Here is a 22,463-nt window from a genome sequence, read left to right as displayed (position 1 = left end):
CGCCGACGGCTACCCGGCCGTCGTCCGCGGCGGCGATGCGCGGTCAGTGCTCGTCGTAATGCCCATCGTGGACCGCGTGGCGGTGGCCATCGTGCAGGTAATCGACGTGGTCGCCGTGCTGGACCGATTGGTGGCCGCAGCCGGGGCCGTGCACGTGCTCGTGGGAGGCGCACTCGACGTGACCCGACGGCTCGCATTCGTCGTAGTGACCGTTGTGCTCGCGATGCAGGTGGCCGTCGTGCGCGTAGTCCACGTGATCACCGTGCGGAACCTCGGTATGGCCGCAACCCGGGCCGTGAACGTGATCGTGTTCGGTGTGCTGCGCATGTGCTGTGGTCATCGGAATTCCTTCTTCCCATGCTCATGAACAAGCGGATCTGTGCACATAAACACATTAACAGGTGCGCATCCATGCAGGTAGCTGATCGTACGCTACAACGGCCTCACAGCACCTGTGACAGGAACCGCCGCAGCCGGTCGGTCTGCGCGTTGTCGAACAGCGCGTCCGGTGTCCCGGTCTCCACCACCTGACCCGCGTCCATGAACACCACACTGTCGGAGACGCTGCGGGCGAAGCCCATCTCATGCGTCACGACGACCATCGACATGCCGCCGGAGGCCAGATCGGCCAGCCCGACGACCTCGAGTTGCTCGACCGCCAACGTCCGTGCCGCATCCTTGGAAAGGCTGCGCAGTTTGCGCGGGCCCAGCGCGACGTTATCCGCGACGGTCTTGTGCGGGAACAGGTGCTAATCCGCAGCTACCCTCCGGGGCATGCTTCGGGTGGGGCAGGTTCAGGCGATCCCGCTGACCGGCTCCGGATTGACCTCGTCGCGCCAGCGCACCGCCCGCTCGACCTCGCCCAGGTCGTAGTCGGGTCCGCTGATACCGATGGTGAAGGTCGTCACACCCGCCCGGACCAACTCCGGCGCCTTCTCGACCCCCGGCCAGTTCACCGATCGCTCGATCCGAGCCTGGTCGGTGCCGACCGCGGCACAGTGCTCGGCGAGCACCCGGTTCTTGTGCGCGAGCATGTCCAGGTCGGCGAAGGTATGCCACATATCGGCGTACTCGGCGACCAGCCGCAGCGTCTTCTTCTCCCCGCCGCCACCGATGAGGATCGGGATCCGACGCGCGGGCTGCGGATTCAGCTTCTTCAGGCGGGCGGTGAGCCGGGCCATATTCTCCTTCAGCAGCGCGAGCCGGGTGCCCGCGGTGCCGAACTCGTAGCCGTACTCGTCGTAATCCTTCTGGAACCAGCCCGCGCCGATGCCGAGGATGAGGCGTCCGTCGCTGATGTTGTCCACGGTGCGCGCCATATCGGCGAGCAGATCAGGATTGCGGTAGCCGCCGCCGGTGACCAGCGCGCCGATCTCCACCCGTTCGGTCTGTTCGGCGAAGGCGCCGAGCATGGTCCAGCATTCGAAGTGCGCGCCGACCGGATCGCCGGTCAGGGGATAGAAGTGGTCCCAGTTGAAGACGATATCTACGCCAGCGTCCTCGGCCCGCAGGACCGCGTCGCGGATGAGTCGGTACTTGGGCGCGTGCTGCGGCTGTAGTTGAACTCCGATACGAACAGGACGACTCATGAGGCGCTCCTCGCAGTTCGGGTTGGTTCCCGATCGAGGCTACCGGCGCGACCCCGATTCGGCCGGGCAATTGCCGCTCGCGCGAACTCGAGCAGATCGTGCGCGAAACGCGCAAACACCGTAGGATCGCCGGTCAACCCTTACTCGGATCGTCCGGCACGTTCCTGCCGGTGATGGGATGTGTATTTGTCATGGCATCAGTGACCTTCGACGGCGCGACCCGGCTCTACTCCGGCGCGGCGAAACCGGCCGTCGACCAGCTGGATCTGGAGATCAGCGACGGCGAATTCCTGGTTCTGGTCGGCCCGTCCGGCTGCGGGAAATCCACCTCGCTGCGCATGCTCGCGGGACTGGAAGAGGTGAACGGCGGGCGGATCCTGATCGGCGCCAACGATGTGACCCATGCCGAACCCAAGGAACGCGATATCGCGATGGTGTTCCAGAACTACGCGCTCTACCCGCATATGACCGTCGCCGAGAATATGGGCTTCGCGCTCAAACTGGCCAAGGTCGCCAAGGCGGAGAAGCAACAGCGCGTGCTGGAGGCGGCCAAGCTGCTCGACCTGGAGCCCTATCTGGACCGCAAGCCCAAGGCGCTGTCCGGTGGCCAGCGCCAGCGGGTCGCGATGGGCCGGGCGATCGTGCGCCAGCCGCAGGTGTTCCTGATGGACGAGCCGCTGTCGAATCTGGACGCCAAGCTGCGAGTTCAGACCCGCACCCAGATCGCGCAGTTGCAGCGCCGCCTCGGCACCACCACCGTGTACGTCACCCACGATCAGGTCGAGGCGATGACCATGGGCGACCGGGTCGCGGTGCTCAAGGACGGGCTGTTGCAGCAGTGCGCGACCCCGCGCGATTTGTACCGGGACCCGGCCAATGCGTTCGTCGCCGGGTTCATGGGCTCGCCCGCGATGAATATGTTCACCCTTCCGGTGGACAACGGCAGCGTCACGCTGGGCGGATACGCGCTGCCGCTGCCGCGCTCGGTGGCCGACTCGACCGAAGGTACCGTGGTCGTCGGCATCCGGCCCGAGCACTTCGAGCTCGGCAACGGCGGGCTGACCAAGGGCATCGAGATGGAGGTCGATGTGGTGGAGGAGCTCGGCTCCGATGCCTACATCTACGGCCGCACCGTCGCCGAGGGCCAGCTCAACGGTGCGGGTGAATCCATTGTGGCGCGGGCGGATTGGCGTAACCCCCCGGCCAAGGGCACCCGGGTGCACCTGACCACCAGCGCCGAGCACACCTACTTCTTCTCGGCCGCCGACGGCAGCCGGTTGAACTGAATGTCCCCGAAGCCGGGTCGGCGGCGGTTCGTCGCCGGCCCGGCTTTCGCGTGCGCGGACGGTCCCACCGGGGGAATGCCAGTGGCGTTGGGTGGCGACCGATCGCGGTCATCTGGTGTCTCCACGGCGGCACGAGACATGGACGATGTGCGGCATCGAGTTCTGTTCAGCGATGAACTCTCCCATGCCGTAAGGCTTTTACGTACGACAACACGAGCTGCGGCATAGACTGGCCGCAGAACATTGTTCGGCATCTCGAACCTTGGGGGGATATGTGGACCCACTGTTGTTGGTGGCAGGCACGACGTTGGTGACGGCGATGGCTACTGACGGATGGAAGGAGATTCGGGCCGGCGCGGCCGCGCTGTGGCGCCGAGTCCACCCGGAGCGAGTTCCGGCCATCGAGGCGGAATTGACAGACGTTCGGGGAGAGGTGCTGGCGGCGCGCGAAGCTGGTGATACGGATACCGAGCATGAGCTGGCCAAGGACTGGCAGCGCAAATTTAGTCGATTGTTGGCCGACCATCCCGCCCTCGAGGCGGAACTACGCAACCTGCTGGACAAGCAATGGACCCCGGCATTGTCAGCCGACGAACAGGCTCAGGTGCAGCATGTTGTACAGACCGCCACCGCATCCGGTGACGCTCGCATATTCCAGGCCGGTCGGGACCAATACAACCGCGGAGTTTGAGTTCCGCTATGCCTGAGGCACATTCGCCGAGTGACCACAACGCGGATCCGGCTCGACAGGCTGAGCAGCAAGCAAAGGTGTTCGGCCACGGCAAGGTATTTCAATCCGGCGGCGATCAGCACAATCAATTCTTCAGCGGCGACACTGTCAAGCGAGTGGTGCCGAGGCAACTGCCGCCGGCGCCACGCCGGTTCGCTGGACGCGAGACGGAGCTGGCCACACTAACAGATATGCTAGAGGATGCGTCGGGATCCGCTGCGACCGTGGTGATTTCGGCTATCGGAGGCGTCGGCGGCATCGGGAAGACCTGGTTGTCGGTGCATTGGGCACATAAATACGCAGACCGGTTTCCCGACGGCCAGCTGTTCGTCGATCTGCGGGGATTCTCGCCAACCGCCGAACCGATGTCGGTCGCCGAGGCGGTGCGGGGCTTCCTACACGCGCTTGGTGAGGATCCGACCAAGCTACCCGTCGATCTGGACGCGCAGATCGGGCTGTATCGCAGCCTGGTGGCCGACCGACGCATGCTGATCGTGTTGGACAATGCCCGCGAGACACAGCAGGTTGCCCCGCTTTTGCCGGGTGGCCGCGCCTGCACCGTATTGGTCACCAGTCGTCTTCATCTGGCCGGGCTGGTCGTGGGCCACGGGGCGCGGTTGGTGGATTTGACGGTGCTGCCCGAGCGCGACTCCCGCCAATTGTTGGCCGGTCACATCGGTGAGGCACGACTGAATACTGAGCCGAACGCCGTAGTCGAGCTCCTGGAATACTGCGCGGGCCTACCGTTGGCTCTGAGCATCGTGGCCGCCCGCGCAACCGCCCACCCGAGCTTTCCCCTGGCTGCGCTGGCCGACGAACTGTGTGATCAGAACGCTCGGCTCGATTATTTGGATGCCGGAGAGATCCCCCTGAACTTGCGGGCCGTGTTCTCGTTCTCCTACCGAGCGCTGCCCGACGACGTCGCCGCATTATTCGGGCTGCTGGGTCTCGCATCGGGACCGGACATCAGTCTCGTGGCGGCGGCAGAGTTGGCCGGGCTTCCCGTGGCCCGCATCCGGGCACAGTTACTTCAGCTGGAAGTCGCTCACCTGGTGAGTCAACCGGTACCGGGTCGCTACAGCTTCCACGATCTGCTCCGCCTGTACGCAACCGAACAGGCTCGCCAGAGTCTGTCCGAAAGCAGACGGCACGCGGCGCTACGCCGGCTGATGGCGTTCTACCTGCACACCGCGCACACCGCCGAGCGCCTGCTGGATCCACACCGGCATCCGATCGAGATCAACGAGCCCGGTCCCGACTGCCACCCGCTTGCCTTGCGTGACCGGGCGGCAGCAGATGCCTGGTTCGAAGCCGAGCACGCCAACTTGCTCGCCACTCAGCGGCTCGCTGTTGAGCTGGGCGAGCACAATTCTGCGTGGCAGCTGGCTTGGTCGCTCGACACCTTTCACTACAGACGCGGGCACCTGCACGAATGGCGCTCAGCCTGGGAGACCAGTCTGATCTCCGCGCGCGCAGTCGGAAACCCCGCCGTTCTGTCGTTGGCGCACCGGCTGCTCGGTGACGCCCACCTCAATCTGGGCAACCACGCCGACGCTCTCCGTGAATTGGGCAATGCCTTACGAGTGGCCGAAGATGCCGACGATCCGCTCGCACAAGCGCATGCCCACCGGATTCTCACCTGGGCTTGCGGGAGGCAAGGAAACGACCGGAGCGCACTGGAGCACGCCACCGCCGCGTTACATCTGTATCAAGCTCTCGGCCAAGAGGTTCGGGAGGCAGCGATGCTCAATGCGACAGGATGGTTCGAATCTCGACTCGGCGACTTCGGGCAGGCGCAGGAGCATTGCGAGGCGGCACTTCGCCTCTGCAGGCGGCACGACTACCGCGTAGGCGAGGCGAATACCCTTGTCAGCCTGGGATATGTGGCGCAGCGCACCCACCGACTGGAGGACGCTCTCGACTTCTATCGGGACGCTCTCGCGGTGTTCCGCGATCTCAACAGCACCTACTACCAGGCCGATACCCTCGACCGGATGGGGCAGATTCACGCCACACAGGGTCGTTCCGACTTGGCCCGCGAGGCGTGGGCCGCGGCCTTGCGTATCTACAAGGAAAAATACCGCCCGACCGATGCGGAGCGCGTTCGACGAGAACTCGCCGATCTCGACGAAGAAAGCCTCGGCTGAAACTGTGGACACGCCGTTCAGAATCCGTTGCGGTCAGACGTAGATCACCCGATCGAAGTCGGACTGTCGACGTCGGCGAGAACGCTCCAGATTTCGAGTGATATTGATCCGCTTGAGCCACCTGTCGGTTCCCCGATAAGTGGGCGTGAACGCTGGCCTGCCATGCACCGCGCGCCGATTGTTCAGCAGTAGAAAATCTCCCGACCTCAGCGGCATGTGGATCAGGCTTGCTTCGATGACACGCCGTAGCGTCTCGACCGCTTCAGCGATCCCATCTATATCGTCCGGCCAGTCGATGTAATCCTGATCGAACCGCAGGCAGAGATTTTCTGGGTCGCCGAACAGAATTCCACCTCGATCCGTACCGGGCAGCGGATGGGCTTTCGACATCAGATAGGAAGGGTCGGGCCGAAATGTGAAGAGTGGAGCGGAGAGAAGTCGACGGTGCCGCTTGCTCAACTGATCGGGGTCGAGCGCACCGATCGTCGTCGCCACTCTGTGGCTGTTGCGCACGCAGAACAGCCCAACATAGTCGGCACGGTACGGATGGAAGGAATCCTCAGTGTGCCAGTTGATGTGCTGTCGGCTACCGGTTCCGAGACCGACATCCTCATGTTCGGGCCTCGGTGCCAAATCGTGGATGATGGAGCCCTCGTGCTGAAGTCGCCAACCGAAGACATCACCGAGGCATGAGCTGATCAGGATCGCCGCAATTTCCAGTCGAATCTCATCGATCGTCTTCTCGCGCAGGCGATTGCATGCCGTCGGCGAAGGGCCCATACGCACCTCATCGACGGGATAGCCGAGCACCAGGCACGCGGGAGACCGGTTGCTCGCCCGGAAATCCGCCAGGAAGCGCCGCAGGTTGCGCGGTAGCTCCCTTGCATGCATCGCGACCCGGGCGAGGAAGAGCCCGTCGTCGATGCGTTGCCCGGGCTCGCCGAGCGAGTCCGCGAGCCAGTACACCTGTTCGATCTCGTTGGCGGACAGCATATATTTCGCCACCGTGAATGCTTCCCCTGGCATCGCTGCTCCGGCGTCAGGTCTGCGGTTCGATCCGCGGCCACCACACGGAGAAGAATGCTAGATCCCCCTCCTTGCTGGTGTTGCTGAAGATATGGTCGGCATTGCGCGGTATCAATACGACGTCCCCCTGACGTATCGGCGAAACATCCGCCCCAATGATGACTTCCCCGAATCCGCGGTAGATGAAAGCGATCTCGTCCTGGTTATGGCTGTCGGGGTCGGATCGCGCACCCGCAGAGATACAACAGCTCATCGCACCGAATGGCGGAAGACCTGCCTCCGGCCAGGGGAACAGGCAGTCCTCGACAAAACCGTGCGGCGGACTCTGATCAACGAGGCTCTTGCGTGCGATCATGGCTCGAATAGGTGACTCACCTGCCATACAGCGATTCTGACGGACGCCCAGAGAACAGTCAATGTCTGTGATCACAAGGAGTTTTCGTTCCGAATCCTCGAAAATCGTGGCAGGTGTCGGCAGACGGGTCAGCCCTCAGCCTCCTCGATCAGCTCTGGTACATACCCGAAAAGACCAGGAAGACCGCCGGTGTGCAGGAACACCACCGTTTCGGAAGCGGGGATCTCAGCGCCGCGAATCGCGTCGATGAGAGCGGCGGCCGTCTTACCGGTGTAGACGGGATCGAGGGTGATGCCCTCGGTACGACCGAACAACCGGATCGCATCCCACACCGCCGCTGTGGTCATCCCGTAGCCTTCGCCGAGCGCACGGTCGGTCACCTGCACGTGGTCCAGCACTGGTGAGCGCACACCGAGCAGCGTCGCCGCGTCGCCGACCAGTCGGTCGATATCGGCAAGGCACTCCTGCACCGTGTTCGACACAGACACTGCATCCACGGTCACCGGCCAGTGCATCAGCGCAGTGCCGAGCGCGAGACCGGCTGCGGTACCGGCGCTGCCGATCGCGCACACGATGCGGCTTGCCCTCTCGTCCATGCTCTCGAGCTGCGCCCTCAGTTCGAGAGCGCTGGCCAGGTAGCCGAGCACGCCTAACGCATTGGATCCGCCGACCGGTATAGAAGCGACCCTGCGACCCTGCGTGTTCAATCCCGCGACGATCCGCTCAGCGGCGACCTCGGCCTGGAAGTCGTCATCACACACATGCACTCGTGCACCGTAAAGCCGGTCGAGTACAACATTGCCGGACCGCTCGTACGCCTCACCGTTCTGCGGCGCAACAAGCGTGTTCGACCTGGGCACGCGGGTCACCCGTCGGGTCAGAACCAGCTCGCAGCGCAGCCCGAGGCGGGCGCACGCGGCCGCCGTGAGGCGACCGTGGTTGGTCTGCACTCCGCCGAAAGTGACTATCGTGTCGGCGCCTTCGGTGAGCGCCGCACCCAACAGGAACTCGAGTTTGCGCAGCTTGTTGCCGCCGACGCCGAGTCCGTTGACGTCGTCGCGTTTGACGAGAATGCGCGGCCCGCCGAGCGCCTTCGTCAGACGCGGGCAATCCTCGAGCGGTGTGGGCCAGTTACCCAAGGCAACCCGGGGAAATCGGGACAGATCGACCGGGAGCTTGACCATCGAGGCCTCCTTAGGATCGGTAAACTAGCTGTCGCACTGAACAATTGGCATTCTCGGTGCCCAACGGCAAGTCGGTCCTCGCCGCCACGATAAGGCCCGAGAAGTAGCTGTCGAACGAGAGACGCGTCATCGGGTCCTCGGACTCGATCCCGGATCACGCATCAACCCGGAGATAGCCAGCATGGTGACCGAACAGACGGCACTCCGTCAGCGACTCGCAGATAAGCCGGCGGACTCGCAGTGGCAATGTGCAGCTCCGTGGCGGCCCAGCTCAGCTACATGCCTGGGTCATACCCGGTGCTGCGGTCGTCACCGGCACCAGATGTACGACGAACTCACAAGCAAGGCAAACGCCGCTCCACCGTTGATCGAATCGCTGCCGAGTTCGGCGTCACCCGCCCACCATGTACCGGCACCTCGACCAGACGACCCCGTGGCCTCGCAGCCTTGTCACCCCTACCACCTGCGACTACGCCGTGCCGCCGCCCCGCAGCACGCGCCGATAGTCCTCGTTGAGCCGCACCCCGAGCTGTTCCAGGGTGATCTCGGTGCCGCTCGCGCTGCGCACCTCGACGCGCACCGGCGCGCCGGTCGACTCCTCGACCAGCAGCAGCGGCGGCGGGCCGGGCTGTAGGTAGCTGTCGCCCCACTGCATCAGTGCCAGTACCGCGGGCAGCAGGTCGCGGCCCATATCGGTGAGTACATACTCGTGCCTGGTGCGCTTGCCCTCCTCCCGATACGGCCGCTTGGCCAGCAGACCCGCCTCGGTCAGTTTGCGCAGTTGCGCCGAGGCCGCCGCGTCGGTGATGCCGACGCGAGCCGCGAAACCGTCGAACCGGCGGGTGCCGTAGTACGCCTCGCGCAGGATCAGGATCGCGGAGCGGGTGCCGATCAGATCCATCGCTCTGGCGATGGAGCATCCCTCGGGTTGCCACGAGCTCAGATCGGCCAACGGTCCTTCCATTACGGCTGCCATGACGCACATCATAGCGATTTCTGACTTGAGTCGACTATATCCAGACGTTACTCTGACTATAAGCCAATAGAGTCAGGCCGGAGGCCGGGCTCGCGCTCCGAAAGGAAGCACCATGAGAGACGCGGTGATCGTCGAGGCGGTACGCACCCCGATCGGCAGGGGCAAGCCCAACGGCGCGCTGCACGACGTGCACGCGGTGGACCTGCTCGCGCACAGCCTGCGCGAGATCGCGGACCGCAGCGGCATCGACCCCGCCCTCATCGACGATGTGATCGGCGGCATCGTCACCCAGGTCGGCGAGCAGGGCGCCAATATGACCCGGCGGGCGGCGCTGGCCGCGGGCTATCCGGAATCGGTGCCCGCGACCACCGTGGACCGGCAGTGCGGAAGCAGCCAGCAGGCCATCCACTTCGCCGCACAGGGCGTCATATCCGGCGCGTACGACATCGTGGTCGCCGCGGGCGTCGAGTCGATGGGCCGGATTCCGATGGGCGCCAACATGATCGGATCCGACGATCTCTCCGGCGTCGGCTTCGCGCAGCGGTACCCGGAGGGCTTGGTCTCACAGGGCATCAGCGCCGAACTGATCGCGGCGCGCTGGGGCCTGACCCGCGCACAGCTCGACGAGTTCGCCCTCGGCAGCCACGAAAAGGCCGCCCTGGCAACGAAGAACGGTTCCTTCACGGGCGAACTGGCCCCCATCGCGGGCCTCCGGACCGATGAGGGCATCCGGGTGGGCAGCACCCTGGAAACCCTGGCCACGCTGCGGCCCGCGTACTACGAAGAAGCCATGGCCGCCCGCTTCCCGGAAATCGGCTGGCAGATCACGGCGGCCACGGCGAGCCAGGTCAGCGATGGCAGTGCCGCGGTCCTGATCATGACCGGTGAACGCGCCCGCGAACTCGGACTGAAGCCGCTGGCCCGGCTGCACAGCTTCGCCGTCGCCGGTGACGATCCGCTGCTGATGCTCACCGCGGTCATCCCCGCCACCCGGAAGGTTTTGCAGCGGGCCGGACTCCAGCTGTCCGATATCGATCTGGTGGAGATCAACGAGGCCTTCTCACCGGTGGTGCTGGCCTGGGCGCACGATACCGGCGCCGACCTGTCGCGGGTCAATGTCAACGGCGGCGCCATCGCCATCGGCCACCCACTCGGCGCCTCCGGCGCCCGGCTGATGACCACCCTGGTGCACGCTATGCAGGAACGCGGCGCCCGCTACGGCCTCCAAACCATGTGCGAGGCAGGCGGTCTCGCCAACGCCACGATCCTCGAGCGGCTCTGAGATACGAGGCGGCGCCCACCCACTCGGCCGGGCGCCGCCACCACTCAGATCGAGACCAGCACCAGCGCGACCAGTAGCCCCACCAGCCAGGATTCCACAATCAACGGCACCGCGACCAGCGGCGTCCAGCCGATAGGTCGGCGCGCCCGAAGCCGTTCCGCCAGTTGGATACCCGCCGCCACCGCGGACAAGGCGATGCCGGTCCACGCGACGCCGTGGGCCAGCGGCAGATAGCGTGCGCCGCTCCCGGTATCGACGCCGCGCGCCACCAGGTCGTACAGCGGAATGAGACTCGCCGCCAACCAGCCGCATCCGATGGCGAATACCGCGGCCGATAGCACCCGCAGGATCTCGGCCAACCAGCGTCTCGGATCCGAACCCATACTTTCAGCATGGACCGGAACGGCGCGTACGGCCGAATGCCACATCCGTTCCGTAGGCTGGCAGCCGATGACCGACGATATCGAGCCCGTTGTCTACGCGATCCCGCTGCGGACACGCTTCCGTGGCATCACCGTGCGGGAGGGGATGCTGATTCCCGGGCCGCTCGGGTGGGGTGAGTTCTGTCCGTTTCCGGAGTACGACGACCGGGAGGCGGCGGGGTGGCTGGCCACCGCGGTGGAGCAGATCACCCTCGGATGGCCGGAGCCGGTGCGGAATCGGATCCCGATCAATTGCACGGTGCCCGCGGTGGATCCGGAACGCGCGCACGCGATCGTCGTGGGATCCGGCTGCCGCACCGCGAAGGTGAAGGTCGCCGACCATCCCGAATCGCTGAGCGAGGATCTGGCCCGTGTCGAGGCGGTCCGCGCCGCACTCGGCCCGGACGGAGCCGTGCGGGTGGATGCCAACGCGGTCTGGGATGTTCCGACCGCGATCGCGCACATCAACCGCATCGATCGCGCGGCAGGCGGTCTGGAGTATGTCGAACAGCCGTGCCGGACCATCGAGGAATTGGCCGAGGTGCGCCGCAAGGTGGACGTCCGCATCGCCGCCGACGAATCCATCCGCCGCGCCGAGGATCCGTTGCGCGTGGCGGTGGCGGGCGCCGCCGATATCGCCGTCCTCAAATGCACTCCACTCGGCGGGGTCCGGCGGGCACTGCGGGTCGCCGAGGCCGCGGGGCTGCCCTGTGTGGTCTCCTCGGCGCTGGAAACCAGCGTCGGTCTCGCCGCCCAACTGGCTTTGGCGGGCGCGCTGCCCGACCTCGACTTCGCCTGCGGGCTCGGCACCCTCTCGCTGTTCGAGGGTGACATGGTCGCCGAATCGCTACGCCCGGTCGACGGATATCTCCCCGTCCCGCGGACCCCGCCGCAACCGGACCCCGAACTGCTCGACCGCTACCGCCACCCCGACCCTGCGCGAGTCACGTGGTGGCACAACCGTTTCCGTCGTGTTCGGCAACTGCTCGACTCGCAATAACTCGCGCTTGCCGCGTCACGGCCGAACCTGTCTCACGGCTCCAGGTACAGCCGTTCGTTCGGAAGCCGTGGGAGGCCACTCGTACCGCCAGCGAATACGGTCACAGCATCCTCGAAGTGCGTGTCCCGCCACACCTGCACGAATACGAAAGCCGCCGTCACACAGGCTTTGTAGTCGAATCGAAGCCCGTGCAGGAACACCGACAGATGAACATCTTGCTCGTGCGGCAACGGGGAGATATCGGCGTTCATCGACGCCGCTGATCCACACACGCGACCAGTGCGGCAAGCACGGACGACATCGCCGGTCGAAAGCTGTTTCGTGGCGGTGTTTCCCATCCCCGGCTGCTGTCTCCCGGTGTCGGCAGGGTCAGCACCTGGCCCGGCTCGATCAGTACCGAATCTGTCTCCCGAAGCACCTCCGAGACTCGCCGCTGATCGAGGTGAGCCGGATCGTAGAGGCCGGTGATGACGGTGAGCTGATTGAACGGATGCCAGACGATCGGCCCGACCATGCCGAAGCCCGAGAGTCGGTCTTTGACGCAATGGCCCCAGTACTCGGACATGATCAGGGCACCGACGTTCCCACCGACCAACACGGCGAGACGGCTGTGTTCGTCTATGTGGCAAGGCAATCCGCTGACGGTGCGGAGATAGTGACACCCATGAAGGACGTCACCGGGTGCAGCTGGCGCGGGCATTGTGAACCCCCTGTCACGGTGATTTAGGTGCGCCCGGTGCCCCTGACAACTCCTGGTGTGGGAAGTGAGCTATCTCCGGGCGCTCACGTAGCACACCACCGGCTTCCCACGTGCACTAGCCAAATCTGAATGTTCAGACGAACTTGTTCAAAGCCCCAGGAAGGTGTGCGGATGTGCGGTAAGACGTGTTCAGAAATCCCGCGGAATTGAGTTCACATCGAGGAGCGATGCGATGTCCCAGGACGAGTCTCCGACCCTGCTGCGCCGCCAGTTGGGTAGGTTCCTCCGCGAAACCCGTGAGCGACAAGGCTTGACGATCCAGCACGCAGCGAGGGAAGTCCAGCTCAGTTATAACGCTCTACAGCGCTTGGAGGCCGGGCGCACCGTCAATCCCAGACGCCAGGACGTACGCGAACTGTGCTCGCTGTACGAAGTAGATGCCGACGAGACCGAGCGAGCTGTGGGGCTCGCGTCGCGAGCAGCGGCGGCCAGGGATGAGGGCGGGATCACCTCTCTCGGCGGACTCTTCTCGGACGCGTTCAATATGTACGTCGGCATGGAACGATCCGCACGCACACTGGTGTCGTACCAAGAACTGATACCAGGCCTGCTGCAAACCGCGGACTACGCACGAGGCATGATCAGCGCGTTCTTCGCCGATGGCAACGAGGAAGACATCGAGCGGCGAGTACAGGTCCGACTCGAGCGGCAGATCATCGTCACACGCAAAGCAAGCCCGCTCACGCTGGATGTACTGCTCCACGAATCCGCTCTACATCGAGTTGTCGGCGGCCCCAAGGTGATGTCCACACAGCTGCGCCGACTCGCCGAGATGAGCAAGCTGCCGAACGTCTCCCTTCGAGTACACCCATTCACGGCAGGTTCCGTTTGGGGTCTGCCCGCGATCCCGTTTGTGTTGCTCGACTTCGGCACCGACAGCAAAGGCCAGCCTGTCGAGCCGCCCGTTGTGTATCTCGATGGTGCGATGAGCAGCGATTTATACCTGGAGCGGCCCGAACTTGTCCGGCGCTACCATGAATTCGCCGAGGCCGTTCGGCGCACTGCGTTGGATACGACAACGACGCGAGACCTGTTCCGGCAGGTAGCAAGGAGATTTGACAGTGGACGTTGACCTGTCCGGGGCGCACTGGTTCAAGAGCACCTACAGCGAGACAAGCGGGCAGTGCGTGGAGGTCGCATTCCTCGATGGGGACAAGGTCGGCGTCCGTGACTCCAAGAACCCCACCGGTCCGGCGCTGATCTTCACCCCCGGCGAGTGGACCGCCTTCACCGCGGGTGTCACCGACGGCGAGTTCGACCGCCCGTGAGCCAACCGGGTTGAGCCCGTTAGCCGAAAGCGGCCCCCGGCTGGGGGCCGCTTTCCGTATACACGGCACGCAGGCCTGACGTTTCAGTCCAGTGAGACGTACACCTCGACCGAGGTCGGTCCGGTGTAGCGCTCGATCTCCGCGGTATGCGAGCGGGTGATGATGCCCGCGCTCTCGGCCTTGGCGACCTGGGCCCACGCGGTGCGCAACAGATCGTAAGGCTTATCGGAGACAACGAATTTCGCGTAGCGCCCGTGCGGGATGCGGGTCAGCACATCGCCCGCGTCCATCTCGTCCATATCCCCGACCTCGTAGCCGAGCACCGCGACGGCGTGATCGTTCTGCCCGATATAGGCCGCGACGCGCGGCACGTTCTTCTCCCTGGCCAGATAGCGATCCCAGGTGAAGTTCACCAGATCCAGATCGCGCGCGGTCACCTCGCGCCCGGCCAGCGGGATCGTTAGTCCGGCGACCAGGCTTTCGTCCAATGTGACGATCTCGAAGTCCACAGTCAGTTCCTACCCGTCACTCGGTTCGGTCGCCAGCGCCACGAATACCTCGACCGTGCGGGAATCGGGATAATGCTCCCAGTCGCCGGTATAGGACCGGACGAACCTCCCCGCGGCCTCCGCGTCCCACACCGCCCGCCAAATACTGACGATCGTGTCACCGAGATTGTCACCACTCGCCGTGAATCGCGCGAAGCGCCCCGCGGGCACCCGAGCCAACACGTCACCCGGCAGCAGGTCGGCGAGACTGCGGCACCGGTAGCCGACGATATGGGTCAGGTATGAATTGATCTCCGGCGCATGATCGACGTATGCGGTGGTCGGCGGGCCGGGCAGGCGACGCGCGAGATTTCGCTTCCACGCCTCCTCCACCTTGGCACGGCGTGGGCCTTCGACCGCGAGCGCCGGGCTGCGCAGTACCGTCCCAGCCACCAGCGTCTCGGGCTGGTCAACGACATTGAAATCCACCGGCGTAGCCCCTATGTCTAGTCTGTCGTCGCTCGAGCGCATATCCTTCCGCATCGTTCCCTCGGCTTCGGCGTCGGCCCGCTTCCTCGCGGTGCCGACGCGCTCCTGCCTTCCGGTGCCGTTGCCTTGCTTTCGCTCTCACTCTGGCAAACGATGCTGCCATGTCGTGCGTTCCCCGGGGGCGGCGTAGGTCACAAGATCGACACTAGATGGCACGGCCGGATAACTACCGGGGCACCGGGACGTTCAGGCCGGGAAAGATCTCCACTTGGCGAGGTTGCTCGGAGGTGGGCGGGGCGATGTCCGCGGGCTCCTCTTGCGTGGTTTGCGGGGGATTCAGGATGTCGTAGGGTCCGCCAGAGGGTTTGCCGGGTTTGGGTCCAGGGGTAATTCCGCCGAGCAGCGCGGGGGTCGGGAACTGCTCCACCGGAGTACCTTCCAGCGCGCCGTCCATCATCTGCTTCCAGATATCGGCGGGCAGACCAGAGCCGTAGATATCGGCCCCGCGGGCGGTCCGGATCGGCTGCGACCGTTCGGTGCCGATCCACACCGCGGTGGACAGCGACGGGGTGAAGCCGATCATCCACGCGTCCTTGTTCAGATCGCTCTCGCCGAGCTGCGTGGTGCCGGTCTTGGCGCCGGAAGGGCGTCCGCCCGCGAGCCCGTGCCCTTTGGAGTAGGCGGCGATGGGAGTCATGGCCTGAAGGGTGTTCTCGGCGATCTGGCGGGGAATGCGCTGCTGTCCGGGCGTCGGCTGCTTACCCACCTGATTCTCCGGGGCGCCGCGGTCGAGCAGCACCCGGCCGTCACCGGCCACCACCCGCTGCACGAAGTACGGCTCGTGATAGATCCCGGACGCGGCGATGGTGGCGTAGGCGGAGGCCATATCGATCGGGCGAACCAGATACTGCCCCAAGACGATTCCATTGAGGGGACGGCCGTCGTCCTCGGTCAGGGACTTACCGGCGACACCGGGGATCTCCTCCGGAATGCCCGCCTGGTGCGCCGCGTCGGCGATCGCCTTCGGCCCGTCGAACATCGACATGGTGAGCCGGTAGAAGCTGGTGTTCAGCGAGCGTTTCAGCGCTTCGGCCATGGAACATCTGCCGCACGACTCGCCGTCCACATTGGTGATCAGGGTGCCGCGGTCGGTGACCGGTGAACTGTCCAGGACCCTGGACAGCGGAATGCTCTGCTGCTGGGCGGCGATCGCCGCGAAAACCTTGAAGGCCGAACCGGTCTGTAGCGGGGCTTGCGCGAAGTCGAAGCCGATGCCGTCGGAACCGCCGTAATAGGCGCGCACCGCACCCGAGCGCGGATCGATCGAGACCACCGCCGCGCGCAGCTCGGACGGCTGATTGTCGAGCCGGTCGTCGATCGTCGCGAACGCGGCCTGCTGGGCCTTGGCATCGATGGTGGTGGTGATCTGCAATGCGCCGGTATTCAACTCGCGTTCGCCGATGCCCGCGGTGCGCAATTCGCGCAGCACCTGGGTGCGGATCAGGCCCTCCGGGCCGCGGGCCGAGTTGCCGTCGGCGATCTCGGTGATCGGGACGATGGGCGGGAACTCCGTCGCGTCGCGATCACCGGGGGCGAGCGCCCCCATCTCCACCATGCCGTCGAGTACATACCGCCAGCGGGTCTTCAGGTCCGGCAGATGGGTTTCCGGATCCAGGATGGACGGCGTGCGGACCAGCGCGGCCAGCACCGCACCCTCGGCCAGGGTCAGCTGCGCGGGCGGTTTATCGAAGTACGCCTTCGACGCCGCGGCGATGCCGTACGAGCCGCGGCCGTAGTAGATGGTGTTGAGGTAGGCCGCGAGAATGTCGTCCTTGCTCCACTGCCGCGACATCTTCGCGGCGATGATCAGCTCCCGCATCTTGCGGGTGAGCGTGCGCTCCGAGCCGAGAAAGGCGTTCTTCACATACTGCTGGGTAATGGTCGAGCCACCGCCCGCGTCATCCTTGCCGAGCACATTGTCCCTGGCCGCGCGCAAGAAGCCGGAGGTGGAATAGCCCGGGTTGGTGTAGAAATCGCGGTCCTCGGCCGAGATCATCGCGTCGCGCACCGGCTGCGGCACCTCCGACAGCGGTACCGGCGTCCGATTGCCGTTGGGCGGAACAACCTTGGCGATGACCGTGCTGCCGTCCGCGGCCAGGATGGTGGCGATCTGGTTGGTCTGCACCGCGGACGGATCGGGAATCTCGGCGCTCCAGTAGACCAGCACGAACAGCAGCGAGGGCACCGCGACGAACAGGATGAACAGCGCGAACAGCAGCCGCCGGAAGCGTTCCCCACGGGAGCGCGCCGGGCGATCCGACGTCGGCGGAGCCGATTTCGCCTTGCTCGGCCGCGCTTTCGCCGAGCCGATCCTCCCGGCGGTGCGGGCTTTCGGCTCCCGCACGGACTTCCGCTCGTTCCACCCGGCAATCGAGGCATAGGGAGCCGCCGCGGGCTTGCCCTTGGTATTACGCCGCCCCCGCTGCCTGCCGAACGAGCTCACGATCTCCTCCCGGAGCGTCGGTAAAACCCACCTGGACTGCCAACGATCGCCGAACCGCGTCTTCAACCGGGACTTTACCGCGCCGAGCACGCCCGCCGACGTCGGTATCACCCGGGCATGCGTATTTCCCCCTCGAATCGCTCCAACCCACCCTCGCCGAAAACGAGGCCTGTCCTGCCGAACCCGCGTTCACGGGTCCGCCTCCGTACCAGGACTACATGACAGTGATCATCGAGTCCGGCGTGACGATCGTGGAGACCACGGGATCCATTCCGGAGCCGTTCCTGCCACGCTACAAGAACGCTGGGATCACGGTGCTGCACAAGTGCGCCAGCGTCCGGCACACGCTCACAGCGCAAAGGATCGACCTGGGCGGCGTGTCGATCGATGGCTTCGATGCACCGGGCATCGGGGCGAGGACAACGAGATCAGCCGCAAGTCGTCGAGATCCACAGGGCCGGCGGAACATTCGCGGATGTGAAAGTCCTCGTCGCGGGCGCGCGAGACCGCGGCGTATTCGAGGAGGGTGACCTCGACGCGGGCATCTGTCGTCGATGAGGCCTTGAACCTGGCCAGCCGGGGATGTTCAGTCGGTCGTGACGACGCCGGGTACGCGTGGGCTGGTCACCACGCAGACTTCCGCGACAGCGCGTTCGGCTGCGCGGACGGCGCCTTCCAAATAGCCCTCGAATTCAGGTGCCGCCTCTACGCGACACGGCCTACTGGTACAGCGTCTCGCCGCGGTGGGTGTCGAAGTACTCGCGCACCTCGGAGATCTTGCCGTCCGTGACGACGAAGTTCGCGATGTAGGCGTTGTTGTACTCGTGGCCTGATACCGTGGTCGCCCTCGATCGCCACTCGACGACAGCGTTCGAGTCGCCGATGGTCAGGCTGAGCAGTTCAGTGGTGAACGACCCCGGCTGCATCCGAGCCATCGCGATCGGAAAGAACTCCTCAACAATGGCGTTCGGCCCGTGCCAGATTCCAGAGTTGGGCAGACGGCCCGGTGCGAACCATCGCGCGTCTTCGGTGAAGCACTCCTTCAGGAGCATCGGGGACCCAGTCTGGAGTGCATCGAAGTAGCGATGGATGGCGCCCTCGGTGGGGTTCTCATTGGTCACTTACAAAGTTTAGCCGGAATGGGAACATTTGTTCGATACAAGGTTCGAGGGCGTGGTGAGAGCATGCGTCGGCCTCCAGCGCCTCCATGCCCTGAGAAGCCGTGGTGACCGCAAGTGGTGACACATGTGGTGACATGGGCACCCGTCCAGGATGGCTCGCAGCTGTTGACCTGGTGTTTTCGTGGAGCGGATGACGGGATTCGAACCCGCAACCTGTCCGTCCCCAACCCAGCCCCGCGCGGAGCGAGTCTTACGAGCGACCGTTCCCGGCCGCCTCGCGTCCGAGCAGCCCAAGCACATGCGACACAGTCCCGACCTACTCAGCCCCGCGCGGAGCGAGTCTTACGAGCGACCCGTTCGCGGCCGTCTCGCTGCCGAGTGGCCGAAGCGCACGCGACGAAGTCGCAAGTCTCGGCCGCTCGGCAGCGAGACATCCAGGGCCGCGAACACGCCGCGCCCGCGCGGCCAAAAACACAGCCAACAACTCAGCTCTTGACGCCACCCGCGGTGAGGCCGGAGATGATGCGGCGCTGGAACAGCAGGACCATGATGACCAGGGGGATGGTGACCATGGTGCCCGCGGCCATGATGGCGGCGTAGGGCTGGACCAGGGGATTGTTACCGGAGAAGCGGGCGATCGCAACGGTGACGGGTTCGGTCTTGTCGCTGGAGAGGAGCCGGGCCAGCAGGTACTCGTTGACCGCGGCGATGAACGCCAGGATCGCGGTGGTGAAGACGGCGGGCGCGGCCAGCGGCAGCATCACCAACCGGAAGGCCTGCATTTTCGTCGCGCCGTCGATGCGGGCGGCTTCTTCCAGTTCCCAGGGCAATTCGGCGAAGAACGAGGCCAGGATGTAGACGGTCATCGGCAGCACGAACGAGATGTTCGGGATGATCATCGCCTGGTACTCGCCGATCCAGCCGAGATTGGTGAACAGCTGGAACAGCGGGGTGACCAGCACGACCACCGGGAACATCGACGCGCTCAGGATCAGACCCGAGACCACGTACTTGCCTTTGAAGGTGAGCCGGGCCAGCGCGTAGGCCGCGAAGACACCGATCACCAGGGCGAGCACGGTGGTGATCGAGCCGATGATGACGCTGTTGACCAGTGCCTTGCCGAAGTCGTTACCGCGGCTGGTGTCGAAGGCGTTGCGGAAGTTCTCCAGCGTGACGTGCGTCGGCCACGGGGTGTTGTCGAAGGTGTAGTCGGGGTCGCGGAAGGCGGTGACCGCCATCCAGTAGAAGGGGGCGAGGCCCCACACCAGCACGATCAGCGCGCCCAGGTACAGGCGAACGGTGCCGAGCCGTTTGGTCCACGGAACCGGCTGGGTCGCGGGCTTATTCGTCGGCTGGGTCGCGGGCTTATTCGTCGTCTGGGTAGCCATCAGTGCGCCTCCGATGTCATGCGGGACACCCGCACCCGGTCGGGTCGGATAATCGCTGCGCGATTGTGGATCATCCGGCCCTCCGTTGTTCTTCCTGAGTCCGAACCGCATTGGCGCCCAAGATCTTCACCAGTACGAAGGCGACAGCGAAGATCAGCAGGAAGGTGATGGTGGACAAGGCGGCTGCGCTATTGGGGCCCTGGCGCACCTGGTCGACCACCAGGATGGACACCGTGCGGGTGGAGGGGTTGCCCAGCGTCATGATCGCGGGCAGGTCGTACATGCGCAGTGCGTCCATGGTGCGGAACAGCACCGCGACCAGCAGTGCGGGCTTCAAGAGCGGGAGCGTGATGTGGGTGAACCGCTGCCAGGCCGAGGCGCCGTCGACCTTGGCGGCCTCGTAGACGTCGCCGGGGATCACCTGGAGACCGGCCAGCAGCAGCAGCGCCATGAACGGCGTTGTCTTCCAGACGTCGGCGACGATCACCGCGAATCGAGACGGCCACTCGTCGGAGGTCCACAGAATGTGGGTGCCGAGCACCCGGTTGACCACGCCGTCGTATTGGAACATGAACTCCCACAGCCGCGCCGTCACCGCGGTCGGGATCGCCCACGGGATCAGCACCGCCGCGCGCAGCAGCGCCCGGCCGCGGAAGGTCTTGCCCATCACCATGGCCATGGCGAGTCCGATACTCGCCTCCAGCGCCACGGTGATCACGGTGAAGAACAGCGTGACGCCGACCGACATCCAGAACTGCGAGCCGAGGGTGCCGGTCGGGCAGGACACGGTCACGCCGCCCGCCTGACACTGCTGCAGCAGCCAGTGCGTGTAGTTGGAGAAGCCCGCGCTGCCGCCCTCGACGAACATGCCGGTGGCAGGATCCAGCCCGGCGTCCTTCTGGAAGGACATCCATAGCGCCCGGACCACCGGATATCCGATGACGACCGCCAGCGCGATCAGCACCGGGGTGACAAACATCCAGGCCTTACCGGATTTACGCATTTCCAGCGCGAGGCTCGCGCCGAAACCGCGTTTGCGCGGCAGGAATTCGTCGTTCGGCATGCGTGTAGCCGTTCCCGAAGGATCCGACACCGTTATCTCTCTCCTACGGGTTGGTCGGGTCCGCTGCTGTGCAAACCGCTCTACGATCCGGCCGTCTCGATGCCCTTTTGCATTCCGGTGATCGCCTCGTCGACGGACTTGGTTCCCTTGAGCGCAGCATAGGCGTTGTCCTGGATGGCTTTCGATACCGCCGGGTAGAACGGGGTGACCGGGCGCGGCACCGCGCTGGCGATCGAGTCCTTGAGGGCGGGCAGGTACGGCATCTTCGCGATCAGCGCCGGGTCGTCGTACATCGAGGCCCGCACCGAGGGCAGCGCGCCCGAGGCGATGATGTGCTGGGCGTCCTCGCCGATCAGGAAGCGCAGGAAGTCGAGCGCGGTGGCCTTGTTCTTGGAGAACGCGCTGATGGCGGCGTTGTAGCCGCCGAGGGTGGAGGCGCCGACACCGTTCTCGCCGGGCAGCGGTGCGACACCGAACTTGTCCCGCACCGAGGAGGATTCCGAACCGAGATCACCGAAGGTGGAGGGCCACGAGCGCAGGAACATCAGCTTGCCCTGGGAGAAGGCGTTGCTGGACTCGGGCTCCTTGAAGGTGATGGCCTCCTCCGGGATTTCACCGTTCTTGTAGGCGTTCACCAGTGTGCTCAGACCAGCCTTGGACTGCGGGCTGTTCACCGTGGGGGTTTTGCCGTCGGGGCCGACGAAGGTGCCGCCGAAGGCGTTGATCACCTCGGAGGTGTTCACCGTCAGGCCCTCGTAGGGCGCGAACTGGCCCGCGTAGCAACCGATGTTGTTGTCCTTGGCGATCTGGCACTGGCCCAGCATCTCGGCCCAGGTCTTGGGCGGATTGGGCGCCAGATCCTTGCGGTAGAACAGCAGGCCGCCGTTGGTGTTGCGGGGCGCCGCGTACAGGGTGTTGTTGTAGGTGGCGCTGGCGACCGGCGGGGAGAGCAGCGTCGCGGTGTCGATGGCGAAGGAGTCCTTCAGCGGCTGGATCCAGCCCTTGGCCGCGAATTCGGCGGTCCACGGCACGTCGAGGGCGACCACGTCGTAGTCGGACTGCTTGGAGCGCATGTGCTCGACCAGGTCGTCGTACTGCTGCGAGGCGTCGTTCGACTGCTCCTTGAACGTCACCTGCTCATCCGGATGCGAGGCGTTCCAGCGCTCGATGAGCTGCTTGACCACACCCGTCTCGGTGGTGTCCTTGCCCTCGACGTAGGTGATCGGGCCGCGCCCGGTCAGGTTCTGGCTCGTCGGGTTGCCGCCGCTGTCGCTGGAGCAGGCGCTGGTGAACGTCGCCGTCAGCAGCGCCACCGACGCGGCCGCCAGCGCGGCCCGCGGTACGAACGACGAACGTAGGGCCGACACCTTCTTCAAAGCCATCGTG

At 65.2% G+C, this 22,463-nt stretch carries 23 protein-coding genes and 1 pseudogene; 7 read left to right on the top strand and 17 right to left on the bottom strand.

Going from position 1 to position 22,463, the window contains the following annotated elements; translation table 11 throughout:
• Positions 1 to 43: 43 nt before the first annotated feature.
• The 3 genes and pseudogenes from AB0H61_RS12725 to AB0H61_RS12715 all read right to left on the bottom strand — a co-directional run bounded on the left by AB0H61_RS12725 (position 44) and on the right by AB0H61_RS12715 (position 1,589).
• The gene (locus AB0H61_RS12725) at positions 44 to 340 is read right to left on the bottom strand and encodes a hypothetical protein (protein ID WP_357302751.1); all 297 of its coding nucleotides are present in this window, start codon (positions 338 to 340) and stop codon (positions 44 to 46) included.
• A 103-nt stretch (positions 341 to 443) separates the two neighbouring features.
• Positions 444 to 749: pseudogene (locus AB0H61_RS12720) on the bottom strand (peptide ABC transporter ATP-binding protein); the annotation flags it as partial.
• A gap of 45 nt (positions 750 to 794) precedes the next feature.
• Positions 795 to 1,589 carry an LLM class F420-dependent oxidoreductase gene (locus AB0H61_RS12715; protein WP_357302748.1) on the bottom strand — a complete coding sequence of 265 codons (795 nt, stop codon included), beginning with the start codon at positions 1,587 to 1,589 and terminating at the stop codon, positions 795 to 797.
• Positions 1,590 to 1,780: 191 nt separating this feature from the next.
• On the opposite strand from AB0H61_RS12715, the gene ugpC reads away from it, so the two are divergent.
• From ugpC to AB0H61_RS12700, 3 genes are all read left to right on the top strand, one after another.
• Positions 1,781 to 2,875 (top strand): sn-glycerol-3-phosphate ABC transporter ATP-binding protein UgpC, encoded by a 1,095-nt coding sequence (ugpC, locus tag AB0H61_RS12710; protein WP_357302745.1) that lies wholly within the window; start codon positions 1,781 to 1,783, stop codon positions 2,873 to 2,875.
• Positions 2,876 to 3,194: 319 nt separating this feature from the next.
• Entirely contained in the window at positions 3,195 to 3,566 is a 372-nt protein-coding gene (locus AB0H61_RS12705; RefSeq protein WP_357302742.1) for a hypothetical protein, read from the top strand.
• A gap of 77 nt (positions 3,567 to 3,643) precedes the next feature.
• Positions 3,644 to 5,752 carry a tetratricopeptide repeat protein gene (locus tag AB0H61_RS12700; protein WP_357302740.1) on the top strand — a complete coding sequence of 703 codons (2,109 nt, stop codon included), beginning with the start codon at positions 3,644 to 3,646 and terminating at the stop codon, positions 5,750 to 5,752.
• Positions 5,753 to 5,785: 33 nt separating this feature from the next.
• Here the strand turns inward: AB0H61_RS12700 and AB0H61_RS12695 are convergent, their stop codons facing one another.
• From AB0H61_RS12695 to AB0H61_RS12680, 4 genes are all read right to left on the bottom strand, one after another.
• A complete protein-coding gene (locus tag AB0H61_RS12695) occupies positions 5,786 to 6,745 on the bottom strand; it encodes a TauD/TfdA family dioxygenase (protein WP_357302737.1) in 960 nt (319 codons plus the stop codon).
• 46 nt (positions 6,746 to 6,791) lie between these two features.
• Positions 6,792 to 7,160, bottom strand: a complete 369-nt coding sequence (locus tag AB0H61_RS12690; RefSeq protein WP_357302735.1) for a cupin domain-containing protein — start codon at positions 7,158 to 7,160, stop codon at positions 6,792 to 6,794.
• Between the two features lie 101 nt (positions 7,161 to 7,261).
• Positions 7,262 to 8,317 carry a D-cysteine desulfhydrase family protein gene (locus AB0H61_RS12685; RefSeq protein ID WP_357302732.1) on the bottom strand — a complete coding sequence of 352 codons (1,056 nt, stop codon included), beginning with the start codon at positions 8,315 to 8,317 and terminating at the stop codon, positions 7,262 to 7,264.
• A gap of 469 nt (positions 8,318 to 8,786) precedes the next feature.
• Complete coding sequence (locus AB0H61_RS12680) at positions 8,787 to 9,293, bottom strand: helix-turn-helix domain-containing protein (protein WP_357302729.1); 507 nt, start codon at positions 9,291 to 9,293, stop codon at positions 8,787 to 8,789.
• 112 nt (positions 9,294 to 9,405) lie between these two features.
• Here AB0H61_RS12680 and AB0H61_RS12675 point away from each other — a divergent pair, with 112 nt between their 5' ends.
• A complete protein-coding gene (locus AB0H61_RS12675) occupies positions 9,406 to 10,575 on the top strand; it encodes an acetyl-CoA C-acyltransferase (protein ID WP_357302726.1) in 1,170 nt (389 codons plus the stop codon).
• 44 nt (positions 10,576 to 10,619) lie between these two features.
• Here the strand turns inward: AB0H61_RS12675 and AB0H61_RS12670 are convergent, their stop codons facing one another.
• Positions 10,620 to 10,958: a hypothetical protein gene (locus tag AB0H61_RS12670; protein ID WP_357302723.1), complete on the bottom strand. Its 339-nt coding sequence runs from the start codon at positions 10,956 to 10,958 to the stop codon at positions 10,620 to 10,622.
• 67 nt (positions 10,959 to 11,025) lie between these two features.
• Here AB0H61_RS12670 and AB0H61_RS12665 point away from each other — a divergent pair, with 67 nt between their 5' ends.
• Positions 11,026 to 11,997, top strand: coding sequence for an o-succinylbenzoate synthase (locus AB0H61_RS12665; protein ID WP_357302721.1), 972 nt, complete (start codon positions 11,026 to 11,028; stop codon positions 11,995 to 11,997).
• A gap of 32 nt (positions 11,998 to 12,029) precedes the next feature.
• Here the strand turns inward: AB0H61_RS12665 and AB0H61_RS12660 are convergent, their stop codons facing one another.
• Both AB0H61_RS12660 and AB0H61_RS12655 read right to left on the bottom strand, forming a co-directional pair.
• Entirely contained in the window at positions 12,030 to 12,248 is a 219-nt protein-coding gene (locus AB0H61_RS12660) for a hypothetical protein (RefSeq protein WP_357302718.1), read from the bottom strand.
• A complete protein-coding gene (locus tag AB0H61_RS12655; protein ID WP_357302716.1) occupies positions 12,245 to 12,562 on the bottom strand; it encodes a hypothetical protein in 318 nt (105 codons plus the stop codon). The genes AB0H61_RS12660 and AB0H61_RS12655 overlap by 4 nt, the downstream gene beginning before the upstream one ends.
• A gap of 367 nt (positions 12,563 to 12,929) precedes the next feature.
• On the opposite strand from AB0H61_RS12655, the gene AB0H61_RS12650 reads away from it, so the two are divergent.
• Both AB0H61_RS12650 and AB0H61_RS12645 read left to right on the top strand, forming a co-directional pair.
• Positions 12,930 to 13,829 (top strand): helix-turn-helix transcriptional regulator, encoded by a 900-nt coding sequence (locus tag AB0H61_RS12650; RefSeq protein WP_357302714.1) that lies wholly within the window; start codon positions 12,930 to 12,932, stop codon positions 13,827 to 13,829.
• Positions 13,819 to 14,025 (top strand): DUF397 domain-containing protein, encoded by a 207-nt coding sequence (locus AB0H61_RS12645; protein ID WP_357302711.1) that lies wholly within the window; start codon positions 13,819 to 13,821, stop codon positions 14,023 to 14,025. Before AB0H61_RS12650 ends, AB0H61_RS12645 begins: the two co-directional genes overlap by 11 nt.
• Before the next feature lie 83 nt (positions 14,026 to 14,108).
• On the opposite strand, the gene AB0H61_RS12640 is transcribed toward AB0H61_RS12645, so the two are convergent.
• From AB0H61_RS12640 to AB0H61_RS12610, 7 genes are all read right to left on the bottom strand, one after another.
• A complete protein-coding gene (locus tag AB0H61_RS12640; protein ID WP_357302708.1) occupies positions 14,109 to 14,534 on the bottom strand; it encodes a GyrI-like domain-containing protein in 426 nt (141 codons plus the stop codon).
• A 9-nt stretch (positions 14,535 to 14,543) separates the two neighbouring features.
• Positions 14,544 to 15,002, bottom strand: a complete 459-nt coding sequence (locus AB0H61_RS12635; protein WP_357302705.1) for a GyrI-like domain-containing protein — start codon at positions 15,000 to 15,002, stop codon at positions 14,544 to 14,546.
• Between the two features lie 226 nt (positions 15,003 to 15,228).
• The gene (locus tag AB0H61_RS12630; RefSeq protein ID WP_357302702.1) at positions 15,229 to 17,505 is read right to left on the bottom strand and encodes a transglycosylase domain-containing protein; all 2,277 of its coding nucleotides are present in this window, start codon (positions 17,503 to 17,505) and stop codon (positions 15,229 to 15,231) included.
• Between the two features lie 719 nt (positions 17,506 to 18,224).
• Positions 18,225 to 18,626, bottom strand: a complete 402-nt coding sequence (locus AB0H61_RS12625; RefSeq protein WP_357302699.1) for a nuclear transport factor 2 family protein — start codon at positions 18,624 to 18,626, stop codon at positions 18,225 to 18,227.
• 485 nt (positions 18,627 to 19,111) lie between these two features.
• Entirely contained in the window at positions 19,112 to 20,014 is a 903-nt protein-coding gene (locus AB0H61_RS12620) for a carbohydrate ABC transporter permease (protein WP_357302696.1), read from the bottom strand.
• Positions 20,015 to 20,084: 70 nt separating this feature from the next.
• Entirely contained in the window at positions 20,085 to 21,017 is a 933-nt protein-coding gene (locus AB0H61_RS12615) for a sugar ABC transporter permease (protein WP_357303191.1), read from the bottom strand.
• Positions 21,018 to 21,157: 140 nt separating this feature from the next.
• On the bottom strand, positions 21,158 to 22,459 hold the full coding sequence (locus AB0H61_RS12610; protein ID WP_357302694.1) for an ABC transporter substrate-binding protein: 1,302 nt from the start codon (positions 22,457 to 22,459) through the stop codon (positions 21,158 to 21,160).
• Positions 22,460 to 22,463: the final 4 nt, after the last annotated feature.

The organism is Nocardia sp. NPDC050710 (assembly GCF_040654375.1).
Classification (GTDB): Bacteria; Actinomycetota; Actinomycetes; order Mycobacteriales; family Mycobacteriaceae; genus Nocardia.
Note: the sequence above shows the minus strand (reverse complement) of the source record. Positions and strands in the feature narration are given on the sequence as shown.

What these genes read in the sequence shown, in the direction of transcription:
- AB0H61_RS12725 (WP_357302751.1), bottom strand. Translation starts at nt 340, where the DNA reads ATGACCACAGCACATGCGCAGCACACCGAACACGATCACGTTCACGGC.
- AB0H61_RS12715 (WP_357302748.1), bottom strand. Translation starts at nt 1,589, where the DNA reads ATGAGTCGTCCTGTTCGTATCGGAGTTCAACTACAGCCGCAGCACGCG.
- ugpC (WP_357302745.1), top strand. Translation starts at nt 1,781, where the DNA reads ATGGCATCAGTGACCTTCGACGGCGCGACCCGGCTCTACTCCGGCGCG.
- AB0H61_RS12705 (WP_357302742.1), top strand. Translation starts at nt 3,195, where the DNA reads ATGGCTACTGACGGATGGAAGGAGATTCGGGCCGGCGCGGCCGCGCTG.
- AB0H61_RS12695 (WP_357302737.1), bottom strand. Translation starts at nt 6,745, where the DNA reads ATGCTGTCCGCCAACGAGATCGAACAGGTGTACTGGCTCGCGGACTCG.
- AB0H61_RS12690 (WP_357302735.1), bottom strand. Translation starts at nt 7,160, where the DNA reads ATGGCAGGTGAGTCACCTATTCGAGCCATGATCGCACGCAAGAGCCTC.
- AB0H61_RS12685 (WP_357302732.1), bottom strand. Translation starts at nt 8,317, where the DNA reads ATGGTCAAGCTCCCGGTCGATCTGTCCCGATTTCCCCGGGTTGCCTTG.
- AB0H61_RS12680 (WP_357302729.1), bottom strand. Translation starts at nt 9,293, where the DNA reads ATGGCAGCCGTAATGGAAGGACCGTTGGCCGATCTGAGCTCGTGGCAA.
- AB0H61_RS12675 (WP_357302726.1), top strand. Translation starts at nt 9,406, where the DNA reads ATGAGAGACGCGGTGATCGTCGAGGCGGTACGCACCCCGATCGGCAGG.
- AB0H61_RS12670 (WP_357302723.1), bottom strand. Translation starts at nt 10,958, where the DNA reads ATGGGTTCGGATCCGAGACGCTGGTTGGCCGAGATCCTGCGGGTGCTA.
- AB0H61_RS12665 (WP_357302721.1), top strand. Translation starts at nt 11,026, where the DNA reads ATGACCGACGATATCGAGCCCGTTGTCTACGCGATCCCGCTGCGGACA.
- AB0H61_RS12660 (WP_357302718.1), bottom strand. Translation starts at nt 12,248, where the DNA reads ATGAACGCCGATATCTCCCCGTTGCCGCACGAGCAAGATGTTCATCTG.
- AB0H61_RS12655 (WP_357302716.1), bottom strand. Translation starts at nt 12,562, where the DNA reads ATGTCCGAGTACTGGGGCCATTGCGTCAAAGACCGACTCTCGGGCTTC.
- AB0H61_RS12650 (WP_357302714.1), top strand. Translation starts at nt 12,930, where the DNA reads ATGTCCCAGGACGAGTCTCCGACCCTGCTGCGCCGCCAGTTGGGTAGG.
- AB0H61_RS12620 (WP_357302696.1), bottom strand. Translation starts at nt 20,014, where the DNA reads ATGGCTACCCAGACGACGAATAAGCCCGCGACCCAGCCGACGAATAAG.
- AB0H61_RS12615 (WP_357303191.1), bottom strand. Translation starts at nt 21,017, where the DNA reads ATGCGTAAATCCGGTAAGGCCTGGATGTTTGTCACCCCGGTGCTGATC.
- AB0H61_RS12610 (WP_357302694.1), bottom strand. Translation starts at nt 22,459, where the DNA reads ATGGCTTTGAAGAAGGTGTCGGCCCTACGTTCGTCGTTCGTACCGCGG.